17 protein-coding genes are annotated in these 16267 nt (G+C 40.6%); 15 read left to right on the top strand and 2 right to left on the bottom strand.

Going from position 1 to position 16267, the window contains the following annotated elements:
* Nucleotides 1–14 precede the first annotated feature (14 nt).
* The 3 genes from ACP2AF_RS19985 to ACP2AF_RS19975 all read left to right on the top strand — a co-directional run bounded on the left by ACP2AF_RS19985 (nucleotide 15) and on the right by ACP2AF_RS19975 (nucleotide 3021).
* Entirely contained in the window at nucleotides 15–1325 is a 1311-nt protein-coding gene (locus tag ACP2AF_RS19985; protein WP_425237906.1) for an ABC1 kinase family protein, read from the top strand.
* A gap of 129 nt (nucleotides 1326–1454) precedes the next feature.
* A complete protein-coding gene (locus ACP2AF_RS19980; protein ID WP_425237905.1) occupies nucleotides 1455–2462 on the top strand; it encodes a 3-oxoacyl-ACP synthase III family protein in 1008 nt (335 codons plus the stop codon).
* A gap of 4 nt (nucleotides 2463–2466) precedes the next feature.
* A complete protein-coding gene (locus ACP2AF_RS19975; protein WP_425237904.1) occupies nucleotides 2467–3021 on the top strand; it encodes a pyridoxamine 5'-phosphate oxidase family protein in 555 nt (184 codons plus the stop codon).
* An 88-nt stretch (nucleotides 3022–3109) separates the two neighbouring features.
* Here ACP2AF_RS19975 and ACP2AF_RS19970 read toward each other — a convergent pair whose 3' ends face one another.
* Nucleotides 3110–5557 (bottom strand): TonB-dependent receptor domain-containing protein, encoded by a 2448-nt coding sequence (locus tag ACP2AF_RS19970; RefSeq protein ID WP_425237903.1) that lies wholly within the window; start codon nucleotides 5555–5557, stop codon nucleotides 3110–3112.
* A gap of 434 nt (nucleotides 5558–5991) precedes the next feature.
* On the opposite strand from ACP2AF_RS19970, the gene ACP2AF_RS19965 reads away from it, so the two are divergent.
* On the top strand, nucleotides 5992–6351 hold the full coding sequence (locus tag ACP2AF_RS19965; protein WP_425237902.1) for a CoA-binding protein: 360 nt from the start codon (nucleotides 5992–5994) through the stop codon (nucleotides 6349–6351).
* 100 nt (nucleotides 6352–6451) lie between these two features.
* On the opposite strand, the gene ACP2AF_RS19960 is transcribed toward ACP2AF_RS19965, so the two are convergent.
* Entirely contained in the window at nucleotides 6452–7915 is a 1464-nt protein-coding gene (locus ACP2AF_RS19960) for a sodium:solute symporter (protein ID WP_425237901.1), read from the bottom strand.
* Nucleotides 7916–7971: 56 nt separating this feature from the next.
* On the opposite strand from ACP2AF_RS19960, the gene recR reads away from it, so the two are divergent.
* The 11 genes from recR (at nucleotide 7972) to ACP2AF_RS19905 (ending at nucleotide 16087) form a co-directional block, all read left to right on the top strand.
* Nucleotides 7972–8592: a recombination mediator RecR gene (gene recR / locus ACP2AF_RS19955; RefSeq protein ID WP_425237900.1), complete on the top strand. Its 621-nt coding sequence runs from the start codon at nucleotides 7972–7974 to the stop codon at nucleotides 8590–8592.
* A 95-nt stretch (nucleotides 8593–8687) separates the two neighbouring features.
* Nucleotides 8688–10061, top strand: coding sequence for a dihydrolipoamide acetyltransferase family protein (locus ACP2AF_RS19950; RefSeq protein WP_425237899.1), 1374 nt, complete (start codon nucleotides 8688–8690; stop codon nucleotides 10059–10061).
* 107 nt (nucleotides 10062–10168) lie between these two features.
* Nucleotides 10169–11428 carry a DUF481 domain-containing protein gene (locus ACP2AF_RS19945; RefSeq protein WP_425237898.1) on the top strand — a complete coding sequence of 420 codons (1260 nt, stop codon included), beginning with the start codon at nucleotides 10169–10171 and terminating at the stop codon, nucleotides 11426–11428.
* A gap of 25 nt (nucleotides 11429–11453) precedes the next feature.
* Nucleotides 11454–12239, top strand: coding sequence for a prolyl oligopeptidase family serine peptidase (locus ACP2AF_RS19940; protein ID WP_425237897.1), 786 nt, complete (start codon nucleotides 11454–11456; stop codon nucleotides 12237–12239).
* 51 nt (nucleotides 12240–12290) lie between these two features.
* Complete coding sequence (locus ACP2AF_RS19935) at nucleotides 12291–13067, top strand: exonuclease domain-containing protein (protein WP_425237896.1); 777 nt, start codon at nucleotides 12291–12293, stop codon at nucleotides 13065–13067.
* Between the two features lie 144 nt (nucleotides 13068–13211).
* Nucleotides 13212–13823, top strand: a complete 612-nt coding sequence (locus ACP2AF_RS19930; protein ID WP_425237895.1) for a fumarylacetoacetate hydrolase family protein — start codon at nucleotides 13212–13214, stop codon at nucleotides 13821–13823.
* Nucleotides 13824–14162: an Hpt domain-containing protein gene (locus ACP2AF_RS19925; RefSeq protein ID WP_120714003.1), complete on the top strand. Its 339-nt coding sequence runs from the start codon at nucleotides 13824–13826 to the stop codon at nucleotides 14160–14162.
* Nucleotides 14162–15409, top strand: coding sequence for a competence/damage-inducible protein A (locus ACP2AF_RS19920; RefSeq protein WP_425237894.1), 1248 nt, complete (start codon nucleotides 14162–14164; stop codon nucleotides 15407–15409). The genes ACP2AF_RS19925 and ACP2AF_RS19920 overlap by 1 nt, the downstream gene beginning before the upstream one ends.
* Before the next feature lie 66 nt (nucleotides 15410–15475).
* A complete protein-coding gene (rpmB, locus tag ACP2AF_RS19915; RefSeq protein WP_425237893.1) occupies nucleotides 15476–15712 on the top strand; it encodes a 50S ribosomal protein L28 in 237 nt (78 codons plus the stop codon).
* A gap of 4 nt (nucleotides 15713–15716) precedes the next feature.
* The gene (gene rpmG / locus ACP2AF_RS19910; RefSeq protein WP_120714000.1) at nucleotides 15717–15899 is read left to right on the top strand and encodes a 50S ribosomal protein L33; all 183 of its coding nucleotides are present in this window, start codon (nucleotides 15717–15719) and stop codon (nucleotides 15897–15899) included.
* Between the two features lie 35 nt (nucleotides 15900–15934).
* Nucleotides 15935–16087, top strand: coding sequence for a DUF4295 domain-containing protein (locus ACP2AF_RS19905; RefSeq protein WP_120713999.1), 153 nt, complete (start codon nucleotides 15935–15937; stop codon nucleotides 16085–16087).
* Nucleotides 16088–16267 lie beyond the last annotated feature (180 nt).

Raw genomic sequence — 16267 nt, 5'->3', positions numbered from 1 at the left:
TAGATTGGATACTATTGAAAACACTGGATAAAATACCTACGGGAAAAATAGAAAGGGCAAGTAAACTGGTGAAGACCGGTGTAAAAATAGGAGGCAACTACGTAAAATATTACGGAAAAAAACTGGTGAACCCGGAACTTTCCAAGGACAAGTTGAACGAGGATAATGCGGAGGATATCTACGATGGATTAAAAAGCCTGAAAGGCAGTGCGCTTAAGGTAGCCCAGATGCTGAGCATGGAAAAGAACTTACTACCCAGGGCTTACGTTGACAAATTTTCACTTTCGCAATTTTCTGTCCCACCACTTTCGGCCCCCTTGGTTCGTAAAACCTTTAAAAAGTACTTGGACAAATACCCCGAAGAGATTTTTGATAGTTTTGAACGCGATTCCATTAATGCGGCAAGTATAGGGCAGGTACATAAGGCGACCAAGGATGGCAAGGAATTGGCGGTTAAGATTCAATACCCGGGTGTTGCCGAAAGTATAAGTAGCGACTTGGCCTTGGTTAGGCCCATTGCTATCAGAATGTTTAATCTTCAGGGAAAAGATTCAGACAAATATTTTAAGGAAGTTGAACATAAATTAATAGAAGAAACCAATTATATTCTTGAAATACGACAGAGCAAGGAAATTACCGAAGCCTGTGAAGTGATTCCCAATTTGGAATTTCCGCAATACTATGAAGATTTGTCCAGCGAGCGTATCATTACCATGGATTGGATGCACGGGCAACATCTCAGCGAGTTTTCCAAGTCCGGGTTTCCAAAAGAACTAGGGAATAAACTGGGGCAGACCCTATGGGATTTTTATATGTTTCAAATTCATGGATTACGTAAGGTACACGCTGATCCCCATCCCGGTAACTTCTTGGTTAGTGATAAAGAAACATTAATAGCCATTGATTTTGGATGCATCAAGGAGGTTCCGGATGAATTTTATACGCCATATTTTGAATTGGCCAAAAAGGAAAATATCGAGAACGATACCATTTTTATGGAGAAACTATATGAGCTCGAAATTTTGACCCAGACCGATTCTCCGGAAGAGCTTAAGTTCTTCAAGGCTCTTTTCAAAGAAATGTTGACACTTTTTACTTCACCTTTTAATGAAGAATATTTTGATTTTGGCGCTGACGATTTTTGGCTCAAAATTGCCGATTTAAGCGAACGTTACTCCAAGGATGGCCAAATACGAAAAATGAACGGTAATCGCGGATCAAAACACTTTTTGTATATGAACCGCACTTTTTTTGGCCTATACAATCTATTACATGATCTTAAGGCTACTGTAGACGTAAATCGTTTTAGCAGATATTTACCCTAAAGCTTCCTTGCAAAAACCTCTTCATCCTACAATTTTGGTTATATTGGCTCCGATTATTTGGCCCTTTTTTAGTTTGATCGCTTTTAAAAGTTATAGATAAATAGTCAAGGAAATAAAAAAAGAAGTCTTATGTACAATTCTAAGGTTCTAGGCTTGGGATATTTTGTCCCGGATAATGTAGTGACCAATGACGATTTGTCCCAGGTTATGGATACCAATGATGAATGGATTCAAGAGCGCACGGGCATCAAGGAACGCAGACATGTGATCAAGGGAGAAGACACTACCGCTACCATGGGTGTAAAGGCCGCAAAAATTGCTATTGATCGCGCCGGAATTGATAAGGATGATATCGATTTCATCATTTTCGCTACATTAAGTCCGGATTATTATTTTCCTGGTCCTGGAGTTCTGGTACAACGGGATTTAGGTATTAAAACAGTGGGAGCCTTAGATATAAGAAACCAGTGCTCCGGATTTATATACGCGGTCTCCGTGGCCGATCAGTATATTAAAAGTGGTATGTACAAGAATATTCTGGTCATAGGCTCCGAAGTACATTCTACAGGTTTGGATATGACCACTAGGGGAAGGGGCGTTTCCGTTATTTTTGGTGATGGTGCCGGTGCAGCGGTTCTGAGTAGGGAAGAGGATAGGTCCAAGGGAATTCTTTCTACTCACCTGCATGCTGAGGGACAGCATGCGGAAGAGCTATCCTTAATTGCTCCGGGAATGGGCAAGCGATGGATAACCGACATTATTGATGAAGATGATCCTGAAGATGTTTCGTATTACCCACATATGAACGGGCAATTTGTTTTTAAAAATGCCGTGGTTCGTTTTAGTGAGGTCATCAAGGAAGGGCTTGAAGCAAATAACCTAAAGATCGGCGACATAGATATGTTGATACCGCATCAGGCCAATTTAAGGATTTCTCAATTTATCCAGAAGAGTTTTCGACTAAGGGATGACCAAGTATTCAATAACATCATGAGATATGGCAATACTACGGCCGCTTCTATACCCATTGCCTTTACCGAAGTGTGGGAGCAAGGTAAAATAAAGGAGGGTGATCTGGTGGTCTTGGCAGCATTTGGTAGTGGATTTTCCTGGGGTAGTGCAATACTTAGATGGTAGCGCTATGGGAAAGCGAATGTCACGGCTTACACCAAGATTAATTAGCTTCATAAAAAATCAACGGCTATTTTTTGTCGCAACCGCAATGAAAGATGGTCACATAAACCTTTCCCCGAAAGGATTGGATTCTTTTAAAGTCATTGATGAAAATAGGATTATTTGGTTAAATCTTACAGGTAGTGGGAATGAAACGGCTACCCATCTTTTGCATAATGAGCGAATGACTCTAATGTTCTGTGCCTTTGAAGGCCCACCAATGATTCTTAGACTTTACGGCTCTGCCAAGGTATATCATCAGTATGACGACTTATGGGAAGAAAACATTGGTTTTTTTCCAGAGATAGCCGGTGCCAGGCAATTATTCGATATGCAAGTTGAACTTGTCCAAGTCTCCTGCGGTTTTGGGGTTCCTTTAATGGATTATAAACAACAACGGAAGGAATTGGTAGAATGGGCAGAGGAACAGGGCGAGGAAGGGTTGGAGGAATACAGGGAAAAGAAAAATACGACCAGTCTGGATGGCCATATTACGGATATTCTGAGTAAAACAAAACCCTGACTTTAAAGTCAGGGTTTCTTCAATTGATAAACCAGCGTTCAGAGTTTAACCAACCAATCCCTCTGTCCCCAGCTCTATCAATATTTCTTTATAGGATTCCTCCACTACCTTGTTTGGTATTGCTGTCCCTTCTTTTGCGCTGTGCGGCCCTATTCTTCCCACTTCCGAACATATAGGACAGTCCTGCATAAACTGTTTGACTTTCCCAGTTAAACTGACCATTTTGAACAAAAGGTCTTTCCCCGTCAAAGGCAAAACGCATTGTATTGAATACATCATTGAAATTGAGGCTAAAAGTACCCTTACCTTGGGCAAAACTGTACCTTGCCCCGGTATTTACAAAATATAAAGGCTTCACCAAAAATTGAATATTTTGGTTTTCTCCTCTATAGAAACCGAATAGTTGCAGGGTAAGTTTTTTACCAACTTTAAAACTATTGTTCATACGAAAGTTCCATGCCGTATTCTCCACTTCTACCTTTTCCACTACAATGTCATCTTCGGTGGCCGAAGAGTTATCGGTTAAGAGGCTTTCTGTAATTCCACGTTGTGTTTGCGAAAAGAGATCAAAGCTACCGTTAATACTCCACCATTTGGTCGGTTTATAATTGCTGGATATCTCCACCCCATATGCAGAAGTATTGTCAAAATTATCAAAGGTAAGTATCAACTTGTTCAGGTCTAATCGGTCTACGTACACCGCTCTATTGATTTCATCGGCAATGGTCCTATAGAAGACTCCTGCCGTAATACTTCCTTTTTCCATTCTTCGGGTATAATTCGCTTCCATAGAATTTGTAAACTGAGGTACCAAGCTAGGGTTGCCGAAAGAAGATATCAATGGAGTGGCCCATTCCCGTATAGGATTCACCTGTTGTAATCCCGGCCGGTCCACGCGTCTACTAAAACTTAATTGAAACTGGTTTTTTTCCGTGGGCGTATAAGTCAAAAAACCTGAGGGATAGATTTGCGTATAATTATCCGTAAAGGCTCGTATTCTATTAGTATCTGCCTTAACTTTCACATCTTCTATGCGTGCACCTATTTGATAGGACCATTTCTCTCGATTCTGTCCAAACGTGACATAGGCCGAATATATATCCATTCCGTAGACAAAATCGGTTTCTGGTGTGGGTATGAGGTTACCTGCAGAGTTGAAGGACAACCCCGTTGAGGCATAATCTACATTGGTCTCAAAAAGACGCGTTTCTACTCCCGCTTCTAGTTTGGATATAGAATCCAGCGGATTAACATAGTCTAAATTGGCTATGGTCTGTGTACGTTTGGTGTCCACAAAATCCATATAATCCGGGAAAACCGTGGTGCCGGTAGATCTAAAATTAGCGTCCTCATCATTCTTAAATCGGTTGTAGTCTACTTCCAATTCTATATTGTGCCCTTCTTTTTTAAATTCCATTTTGTAATCAAAATTGTATTGTTCACTGGAATTCTCCTGTACGTTGTCAAAGAATTGGGTAGTATTTCTGCTTAACTCATCATAGTAGATGACATCGGTTACGCCCCTAAATTTTCCGTTGTAGGTGTTTTGATTGGTAAAGAAGGAAATGGTATTCTTATCGTTCAAATAAAAATCCACTCCCAATTTGTACAGGTGGGATTTGTTGTTGTCGAAAAAATCAAAAATTTGCTCGGAATTTTCCTCATCCCGGAAAATAAAGCCATCGTTAACATATTTACCAATATTGTTGCCATAATTTCCGTATAGGTTAAATTTTCCGTTGCGGTAGTTCAGGTCTATAGAACTATTGAATTTTGCTTCTATACCCACGGTAAGACCAGTATTTATGGTTCCATTGAAACCAATATTTGCATTTTTGTGCAACACGATATTGATGATACCACTCATGCCCTCCGGGTTGTATTTGGCCGAAGGATTTGTTATAAGTTCGATAGACTTTATGGAAGTAGAAGGAATTTGCCTTAATAATTGCGCAACGGGAACGTTGGACAATTTCCCATCGACCATGACCCGTACATTGGAATTTCCCCGCAAAGTTAGCTCCCCGGTCTGTTGATCTACATTTACGGAAGGTATGTTACTCATGATATCGGAAGCGGTAGGGCCCATAGTTGTAAGATCCTTTCCAACATTGATTACCTTACGGTCTATTTTCTGTTCTATTGTGGTGCGTTCGCCAACTACCTCTACATTGGATAGTTCTTCTGCCTCCTCTTCCAGCGCAATTGTGCCTAGATTTAGCTTTCTATCCTTTTTAGAAATTGTTATCTGCTGGGAATATGTTTTGTATCCGATGAACTGTACCTCGAATACGAGATTGCCCTCGGGGAGGTTCTTTATTTCAAAGGTGCCGTCTTCTTTTGTAATCCCACCGGTTTTGTCGTTAGATCCATCCTGTGTTTTAATGACTATTGCGGCATAGGCAATGGGTTGCTGTAAGGCCTTATCTATGACCTTGCCGGTTACGCTACCGATTCTTAAGTCTGATTCTGGTGGGGTATTGGCAAACGTAGTAATACATAGAAACACTGCTAAAAGCAGCAATACTTTTTTCATGGTTGTTCGTTTTTTTTGATTAGTCCACCTTACAGCGGATAGATGATTGATGTTACCTAAGTGGACGACAGAAATTAGGTTATGTTACCCAAGAGCATTTCTTTAACATTTCTTTAACTTTTTTGGGTAAGTATGCTCCTGATTTTTGTTTGCTGTATTTTGCTACTATACAGTATGTTGAAACCGTTATATTTGTCCTTTATGCTGAAGGGAAAAAATAATTTTCTTAATGTAAAAAAACACAAAACCCTGACGTTTCCGTCAGGGTTTCTGTCATCGATTCAACCATACTAAACACTAACCATTAACTATAAACATATAGCCTCATCGATGACCAAAATTGTATTTAGAGTGATTTTTGCACATTATTGTTAGACGATTTTTTTTTGGAAAAGTAACAAATCGAATAAATTTTAACACCCCAATATGAACTTATGAAAAAAACACTTGTTTTCGGAGCTTCTTTAAAACCAAACCGTTACAGCAATCTAGCCGTAAATCGGCTTATCGAAAACGATATAGTAACTCAAGCATTTGGAAGAGAACCTGGGGAAATTTCTGGCGTACAAGTTAAGACCAAATTTACCGATTTTCAAAATATTCACACCATAACTTTGTATATAGGTGCAAGCCGTCAGCCTGAGTATTACGGGGAGATTCTGAAATTAGCACCGAAAAGGGTAATCTTTAATCCTGGTACGGAGAACCCGGAATTTTATAAGCTACTTAGGGACAATGGCATAGAGGTGGAGGTGGCCTGCACCTTGGTTTTATTGGCTACGGGACAATATTAAAATTTCAGTTATTTTTCACATGAATTTTCGGACTTAACTTTAACATCCACCGGTGGGGATTTCATCAGGTTTTTTTGCCGTTCATCGACAAAAATGCCTCTTATGCTCTCTTGTCACGTAAAAACCATAGTCCGATAAAAGTCAAAATGCCATTGATCGGTAATAATTCATAACCTACTTGGTAGCCTCCCAAATTTTCCGATGGTATCTTCCCAAAAATGTAAATTAACCCAACGGAGATTAGCGCGACGATCCAAACATAGTTGTCCTTTACTTGGTATTTGGTAAAAATCCCGAAAGTGAACATACCCAAAAGGGGGCCGTAGGTATAGGTGGCAACCGTTAAGAGGCCATCAATAACATTTCTATCAAGGATGTGTTTAAAGATAATGACAACAACGACCAAAAGCAGACTCATTCCAATATGGGTGCGTTTACGGACTTTTTTTCGCTCGGGCTCCGGCTTTTTTTCAATGCCAAGGAAATCCACGCAAAAGGAGGTAGTCAATGAGGTTAGGGCACTATCCGCGCTACTATAGGCCGCTGCGATGAGCCCTAACATAAAGGTGATGGCCACAATTATTCCCAAACCGCTGTTTAGGGCAATTTCAGGAAAGAGAAGATCGGATTTTGGGGTGCCGTCCATTAACGGGGTTGCAATATCAAACTTGTTTGCATAAATGAACAATAAGGCTCCTAGAAGTAAAAAAGCAAAGTTTACGACTATAAGTACCAAGCTAAAGGAGACCATATTTTTTTGTGCATCCTTCAAGGATTTACAGGTGAGGTTTTTTTGCATCATATCTTGGTCTAGCCCGGTCATGCAAATGGTAATGAACATACCGCCCAAAAAGGATTTTACAAAATGCGTCTTACCAAAAAAGTCATCTACAAATAATACCTTATTATACTCTTTCAGTTCTTCCGAAGCCAAAAACTCGGCAAAGCTCCAATCTAATTTTTGATTGATGAAATAAATGGAAAATCCAACGGAAAGCAACATGAATAGGGTTTGCAACGTATCTGTCCAAACGATGGTCTTTATGCCCCCTTTAAAGGTATATATCCAAATAAGTAAAATGGAAAGGACCACAGTGAGTTCAAAAGGCACGTTCCACGCGTCAAAAACAAATTGTTGCAGTACAATGGCGACTAGGAATAGACGAAAAGATGCGCCCAGAACCCTGGATATAAAGAAGGAGATAGCCCCCACCTTATAACTGGTAGTTCCAAAACGCTGTTGTAGATACTCGTAGATAGAGGTAACGTTAAGCCTGTAGTAAATGGGCATCAGTATATAAGCAATTACAAAATAGCCGGCCAGATACCCAAAGACCACCTGCATATAACTGAATTGGGAGTCTTCCACCCATCCTGGAACGGAAATAAAGGTAACCCCGGATAAAGAGGCACCTATCATTCCAAAGGCCACCAAATACCACGGTGACTGCCTTCCTGCCTTGAAAAAATCATCGTTGGAATCGTTTTTGCCCGTAAAATAAGATATGAGTAATAACAGTACAAAATAGGCCCCTATCAGAAGCAGAATATGGCTAGCGGTCATTGAAATAATTTAGGGGCAAAGTACAAAAAGTAAAAATAGTATGTAATTTTGCAGTTATGGAATTTTCATCCAAGCTTTTGGAAAATGCGGTGTATGAAATGTCGCAATTGCCCGGTATCGGTAAACGAACCGCATTGCGATTGGTATTGCATTTACTGAAACAGCCCAGTGAGCGAACGGTCAATTTGTCCAGTGCCCTTCTTAATCTCAAAGATTCGGTAAAGTTTTGTAAAAACTGTCATAATATTTCCGATGTTGACTTGTGTGAGATTTGTGCCAATCCCAAAAGGGACAAGACCTTGGTATGTGTAGTTGAAGATATCCGTGATGTTATGGCCCTGGAGAATACGGGGCAATACAAAGGCCTCTACCATGTTTTGGGCGGTAAAATATCCCCCATGGAAGGAGTAGGCCCACAAGACCTTAACATTCATTCATTAGTGGACAAGGCAAAGCAGGGAGAAATAAAGGAACTTATTTTTGCATTGAGTTCCACTATGGAAGGCGACACCACTAATTTCTATATCTACAAGCAACTGGAGGGTTTGGATATAAAAACCTCTACAATTGCAAGGGGTATTGCCGTAGGAGATGAATTGGAATACGCGGATGAGATTACTTTGGGGCGTAGTATTATGAACCGGATTCCATTTGAAGGTTCCTTAAAAGCGAATTAATCTTTTTCTTGGATTATGCATTAAACCTAAAAATTAGATACTTTTTTTGATATTTTTGCAAAGTATTGGATGAAATAAGCATGTAGAATAATAATATGTCAAAGTTTGAGCTAAAATTACCTCGTATGGGGGAGAGCGTTGCCGAGGCTACCTTGACGACTTGGTTAAAAGAAGTTGGGGATTCCATAGAAATGGACGAGCCGGTTTTTGAGATAGCCACGGACAAAGTAGATTCAGAAGTGCCAAGTGAGGTAGAGGGCATTCTTCTGGAAAAATTGTTCACTATTGACGAGATTGTAAAAGTAGGGGAAACCGTTGCAATTATTGAGGTGAATGGAGAAAGCCCTTCCTCAGCGGCCAATATAAGTGATGTGGACAGTATCAATAAAAAAACAGGAGATACTAAAATAGAAGCTCCTGAAGAAGCAGTCGCTGTGGCCGAGGATATGATATCCGTAGCTCGAGAAACTGTGGATGTCCCTGTAAGGGATTATAGCACATCGGAACGTTTTTATTCCCCATTGGTCAAGAATATTGCCAAAGAAGAAGGTATTTCCATTGAAGAACTAGAATCCATAAATGGTACGGGAAAAGAAGGACGGGTAACGAAGCATGATATTCTCGCCTACATTGAAAACAGAAAGTCCGGGAAGCAAAGAGACGTTCAAAAAATTGACCTTGCACCACAACCGGAGCCTTCAAGACCTCATGCTGCAGTGCCTATGGAGAAGCATGAAGTGTCTACCGTGCAGTCCAATGGTTTGGATGAGGTAATCGAAATGTCCCGAATGGGCAAATTGATCGCCAAACATATGGTGGAGAGTGTTTCTACGGCTGCCCATGTACAAAGTTTCATAGAGGTTGATGTAACCAATATTGTAAATTGGCGCAATAAAATAAAAGATGCCTTTGAAAAGGCAGAGGGAGAAAAATTGACCTTTACCCCAATCTTTATAGAAGCCATTGCCAAGGCGTTGAAAAAATACCCATTGATGAATATTTCCGTAGATGGGGAAAGCATCATCAAGAAAAAGAATATCAATATCGGTATGGCTGCGGCACTTCCAGATGGCAACCTTATCGTCCCTGTCATCAAAAATGCGGACCAATTGAATTTGGTAGGTATGGCCAAAGTGGTCAATGACTTGGCCAATAGGGCACGGAACAATGCGTTGAAACCGGACGAGATAAAGGACGGTACCTATACGGTTACCAATGTGGGAACTTTTGGAAGTGTTTTTGGAACCCCAATTATAAACCAACCCCAGGTAGGAATATTGGCTTTGGGAGCCATTCGAAAAGTCCCCGCTGTAATTGAGACCAATGAAGGCGATTTTATAGGAATACGCAGTAAAATGTATTTGTCCCACAGCTATGATCATAGAGTGGTGAACGGGGCCCTGGGCAGCATGTTTGCAAAAGCGGTGGCCGATTATTTGGAAAGTTGGGATGTAAACAGGGAATTATAGTTCCATCATTTAAATCATTCCTATTACCCAATCCTCATTTTTCGGTTCTATTTTTCTGTGGTTAGCCTTATCTTTGATGTTTTACCAAACACCAAAGACATTTTTGAATGAAGTATTGCCTCCATAGGAATTGGAGATTTCTGTATTTTACCCTATTTACCTTCCTTTTGTTCCACACCGGTTTTTCACAGGAAGAAACCAAGGCAAAAGGCCGTATCAAGCTCTTTATCGAATGTAGTTGTGAGCGAAGCTATATTCGGCAGGAAATTAATTTTGTAGATCATGTTCGTGATCAGGGTCTGGCCAATGTTACTCTTTTTATCTATGATATTGCCAATGGGAGCGGTGGACGTACCTATAAATTAGAATTTGAAGGAGTTGGCGCATATGAAGGTACATTGGTACAACGTTCCTATGATACCAATGTAAACATGACTGCCGATGAAGTACGCAACGATCTGGTAGTAACGGTGAAATCGGGTCTTCTGGTATACCTTATACAGTCTGATTTGGCCGAAAAGATAAAGTATAAAATAACAGCGGAAGGACTTGCCCAACAACAGGATATCGATTTTGACGATCCCTGGAACAATTGGATTTTTGAAGTATATGGCGAAGCAGACCTAGATAGGGAAACCAGCAGGAGGGAATTTGAATATGAAGTTGGTTTTGAGAGCGACCATGTTACGGAAAACTGGCGTATAAGGACCGACCTACAGTTGAATCAGGCCAATGCCGAGTTTGAACGAGACGATGAGACCTTTACCAGTGAGCGTTTTCGTTATTCGGGTGCCGGAAGTATTGTTAGAAGTCTATCTGACCATTGGTCTGCAGGTATTTTTGGAGGTGCACGGCATGATACGTTCACCAATCTCGATTTTAGGTACTACTTCACACCTGCAATCGAGTACAATATATTCCCCTATCGAGAGGTGTTGCGTAGGGAAATTGTCTTTGCATATAAAATTGGATATTTCCACAACGATTATATAGAACCTACTATATTCGGACAGATGCAAGAAGGCATCTTTAATCATTCCTTGGATGTACAGGTGCGTTATAGGCAGCCTTGGGGCAATATCTATTCCCGCTTAAGGGGCTCTACCTTTCTGGACGATTTTGAAAAAAATAGGGTACAACTTTTTGGTAGGTTTTCCATACGGGTCTTTAAAGGCTTGGCCATAAGTTTTTCAGGGGATTTCGAAATTATCAGAGATCAGATTAACCTTCCTGCCGGAGATGCCTCAATAGAGGATGTACTATTGCAGCAACGGCAAATTGCCACGGACTTTGAACTAGGGTTCGGATTTGGTCTGAGCTATACTTTTGGTTCGGCCTTCAATAATATTATCAATACCAGATTATAACTTTCATTGGTTATCTTTATAGCGAATGAGACGTTTTCTAATACTGTATTTAGTCCTAGTGGCTTCTTGTGGACCGAAGAAGTCCGATATGGATTTATCTGCCTATCAAAAGATGGAATTCAAGGACAAGAACGGCACACTTCCCTACCGTATTTTGTTGCCGGAAGACTATGAAAAGGATAAAGCATATCCCCTGGTATTGATGCTTCATGGGGCAGGGGAAAGAGGAAATGACAACGAGGCTCAATTGAACTATGGCGCGGATCTATTTCTTCAAGAGGATATCAGGAAAGCATATCCTGCTATTGTTGTCTTTCCCCAATGTCCGGAGGATGGATACTGGGCCAATGTAAAAAAGGAACAGTTTCTCCTCTTCTTTACCTTTACTTTTTATCCAGATGGCAAACCTACTCTGGCCATGAAGTCACTTCAAGGGTTAATAAATGGTCTTACAAAAAGCTACAAAATAGATTCCAAAAGAATGTATGTGGGCGGACTTTCCATGGGCGGTATGGGGACATTGGAACTCGTGCGAAGAAATCCTGATACATTTGCTGCCGCCTTTGCCATTTGTGGCGGTGCCCATCCAGATACCGCTCCCCAATTAGTAAGTACACCCTTGTGGCTTTTTCACGGAGATTCCGACATGGTAGTGGACTACGAACATTCCCAAAAAATGGCGACCGCTTTAAAAAAGGCAGGGGGAGAGGTCAAATTTACTACCTACAAAGATGTAAACCACAATAGCTGGGAAAATGCCTTTGTGGAGCCCGGGCTTTTGCCATGGCTGTTCTCACATTCTTTAGAATAAATCTTTAGTAATTTATCTTCATGGGAAAATCTATGGCTATCTTTGCCAAATATGGAATTAAAACTCACAAAACCCATTTGTTTTTTTGATTTGGAGACCACAGGTACCAATGTGGCCAAGGATAGGATAGTGGAAATTTCCATTTTGAAAGTATACCCTAATGGGAACAAGGAAAGTAAGACCTGGTTGGTAAATCCCGAAACGGAGATTCCTGCAGAGGTGATTGCCGTCCATGGCATTTCCAACGAAAAAGTAGCCAATGAACCTACGTTCAAAGAGCTCTCCAAGGAGATTTATAGTATGATCAAAGACAGTGATTTGGGCGGATTCAACTCCAATCGTTTTGATATTCCCTTGTTGGCCGAGGAGATGCTCAGAGCCGAAATAGATTTCGATATGAAAAATATGGTTTCGGTAGATGTACAGACCATCTTCCACAAAATGGAAAAACGTACTTTGGCCGCTGCCTATAAGTTTTATTGTGATAAGGAATTGACTGATGCCCATAGTGCCGAGGCCGATACCCAAGCCACCTATGAAGTCCTACTGTCACAATTGGAGCGGTACCCGGAATTGGAGAATGATGTGAAGAAATTGGCAGAGTTCTCCACACACAAAAAGATGGTGGACTTTGCAGGATTCATTGCCTTGGATGATAATGGACAGGAGGTCTTTTCTTTTGGAAAGCACAGAGGTAAAAAAGTACTGGATGTCTTGGAACAGGAACCGGGCTATTTCGGATGGATTCAGAATGCGGACTTTCCCTTATACACTAAAAAAGTACTGACAGGCATACGACTTAAAAGTCTTAATTCCAAGTTGGGATAAAGTAACAAGGTGCTGTAAGTAGTGAAAGAAATTTGGAAATCTAAATTTACAAACTTCCACACTTTTTAAACTTTCGTCCATTAACTCAATAACCTATTAACTCAATAACTCTGATAACTCTGTAAACAACAAAACCTCATCCCAATGAAACTCATCTGTATAGGTAGAAACTACACGGAGCATATCCGGGAGTTGGCCAATGAAAAACCTACAGCTCCGGTAATATTTATTAAACCGGATTCGGCTATATTACCTAAGGAACAGGATTTTTATATACCGGACTTTTCCAATGATATACATTATGAGGTTGAAGTATTGGTGAAGATCAAAAAGGTTGGAAAGCATATCCATAAAAATTTTGCACATACCTACTATGACGAAATAAGTCTTGGAATTGATTTCACGGCCAGGGACTTACAAGCCCAGTTAAAGGAAAAAGGATTACCTTGGGAAAAAGCCAAGGGCTTTGATGGGGCCGCCGTTATTGGCGAATGGCTGCCGAAGACCAAATTTAAAGATTTGGATGAACTGAGTTTTTCACTTTTCAAAAATGGGGAAGAGGTACAAAAGGGAAATACGGCGTTGATGCTTTGGAAGATAGACGAACTTATTTCGTATGCATCGGAGTTTTTTATGCTGAAAAAAGGGGATGTAATTTTTACAGGTACTCCGGCCGGTGTTGGAAGAATTCAGGCAAATGACTATCTTTCGGGAGTATTGGAGGGGCAGGAACTATTTTCCGTAAAAATTAAGTAGATGATTTACAACCTAGATAAAATCAATGAGATGGCCGAAGGTGATGAAGATTTCATCAATTCCGTCATTTCAGTATTTTTGGACGAAGTGCCCCAGGATTTGGAAGCTTTACAAAGTGCCTTGAAACAAGGAAACTATGACCAAGTGTACAAATTGGCCCATAAAATAAAGCCCAATGTAGACCTCTTGGGTATGGAACAGACGAGGGCCGCCGCCTTGGAAATAGAGACCTTAGGAAAGAAAGAAGCCAATATGGCAGAAATTGAAAGAATCTTTCCCTCTCTTAAAAAGGATATTGACCAGGTAGTCTCCGAGCTTAAAAAAGACTTTGGTCTATAATGCTTGCCGAAATCATTACCATTGGCGATGAGATTCTCATTGGCCAAATAATAGATACCAATTCGGCTTTCATAGCCAAGGAACTGAACAAAATTGGGGTTTCGGTTTTCCAGATAACCTCGGTTCAGGATGATAACGACCACATCATAAAAGCACTAGCGGAAGCTGAGGAAAGGGCAGATGTTGTTATTGTTACCGGTGGATTGGGCCCTACCAAGGATGATGTCACCAAGAAAGCCTTTTGCGAATTTTTCCAGGATACTTTGGTCATGGACACAAAGGTTTTGGCCTATATTGAACATTTATTCGCCAAATATATTTCCACTCCCATTTCGGATATCAATAGACAGCAGGCCTGGGTGCCTTCCAAAGCCATAGTATTGCATAATGCCCACGGAACTGCACCAGGTATGTGGATGCAATCCAATGAGGTATCCTTTATTTCACTTCCGGGCGTTCCCTTTGAGATGAAAAATTTAATGGTGAACGAGGTAATCCCAAAAATCGCAGAAAAGTACAAGCGTCCCTATATCATTCATAAAACTTTAGTAACCTATGGTCTGGGAGAAAGTGCAATTGCTGAAAAAATTGAATCTTGGGAAGAAAGTCTCCCGTCCTTTATCAAAATGGCTTATTTGCCCAACCTAGGGAAAGTCCGATTGCGATTAACCGCCAAAGGGACAAATAAGAAAGTTTTGGAAGATGCCATTGAGCAGGCATCCCAGGAACTATATCCATTGATTGGAGATATTCTATACGGCACCGAGGATGAAGAGACCTTAGAAGAGGTAGTTGCCAAATTATTGACCCAAAAGGAACTGACATTAGCCACCGCCGAAAGCTTTACCGGGGGAAAGATTGCCCAACAATTGACCGGTATACCTGGAGCTTCGGCCTATTTTAAGGGAAGTGTGGTGAGCTATGCCACAGAGACTAAGATAGATGTGCTTGGGGTACCCTTGGATATCATAAACAAACACTCAGTGGTAAGCGGTGAAGTCGCTAAAATCATGGCTGAAAACGTAAAACACTTGCTTAAAGCTAATTTTGCTATTGCTACTACCGGAAATGCCGGTCCCACAAAAGGGGATTCGGATGAGGAGATCGGGACGGTATTTATAGCCGTAGCGACTCCAGAGCGTGTTTTCGCGGAAAAATTCAATATGGGAAACCATAGGGAACGTATCGTTCAAAAGTCTGTCCATAAGGCACTTGAATTGCTTCAGAAAGAAATTTTAAAAATCTGAACTAAATTTTGTCCGTACCGTAAAAAAGATATAAATTTGCACCCTGTTTAAAGAAAATCCAGCGCAATGTCAAAAGTTTGTGAAATTACGGGTAAAAGGGCAATGTTTGGAAACAACGTTTCGTTTTCCATCAACAAAACGAGAAGAAGGTTCAATGTAAATCTTTCAAAAAAGCGTTTTTACATCCCTGAAGAGGACCGTTGGGTTACACTAAAGGTTTCCGCTAAAGCATTGAAGATAATCAACAAAAAAGGTATTTCCGCTGTTTTAAAGGAAGCCAAGGCACAAGGATTTATAAAGTAATACAATGGCAAAGAAGGGAAATCGGGTACAGGTTATCTTGGAGTGTACGGAACACAAAAATTCAGGTGTTCCAGGTACCTCAAGATACATCACTACAAAAAACAAAAAGAACACTCCAGAGCGGATAGAAATCAAAAAATACAATCCAATCCTTAGGAAAGTAACGGTTCATAAAGAAATTAAGTAAATTTCCATTAAGTAGGGAATATAATAATACGAGTCATGGCAAAGAAAACGGTAGCAACTTTACAATCCAGTTCAAAGAGATTGACCAAAGCAATAAAAATGGTGAAATCACCTAAATCCGGGGCCTATACTTTTGTAGAATCCGTTATGCCACCGGAAATGGTAAATGAATGGATTGCTAAAAAGTAACAAAACTTTCAAACGCATAAAAAAGCCGTCCGCAAATTTTGCGGACGGCTTTTTTTATGACCAACACCAAATTTCAAATGGCCGGGTGCATTGTAATTTGATGGTAAAGACCATCGCCTTCCTTCCAATAATATCAACTTTCCAACCTAGGATTTATTTTGGCCTGTCCCTATGCCTAAC

Origin of the sequence: Ulvibacterium sp. (assembly GCF_965248315.1) — a bacterium.
In the GTDB taxonomy this organism is placed as follows: Bacteria; Bacteroidota; Bacteroidia; order Flavobacteriales; family Flavobacteriaceae; genus Ulvibacterium.
The sequence above is the reverse complement of the archived record's forward strand: the minus strand, read 5'-3'. Positions and strand labels throughout refer to the sequence as shown.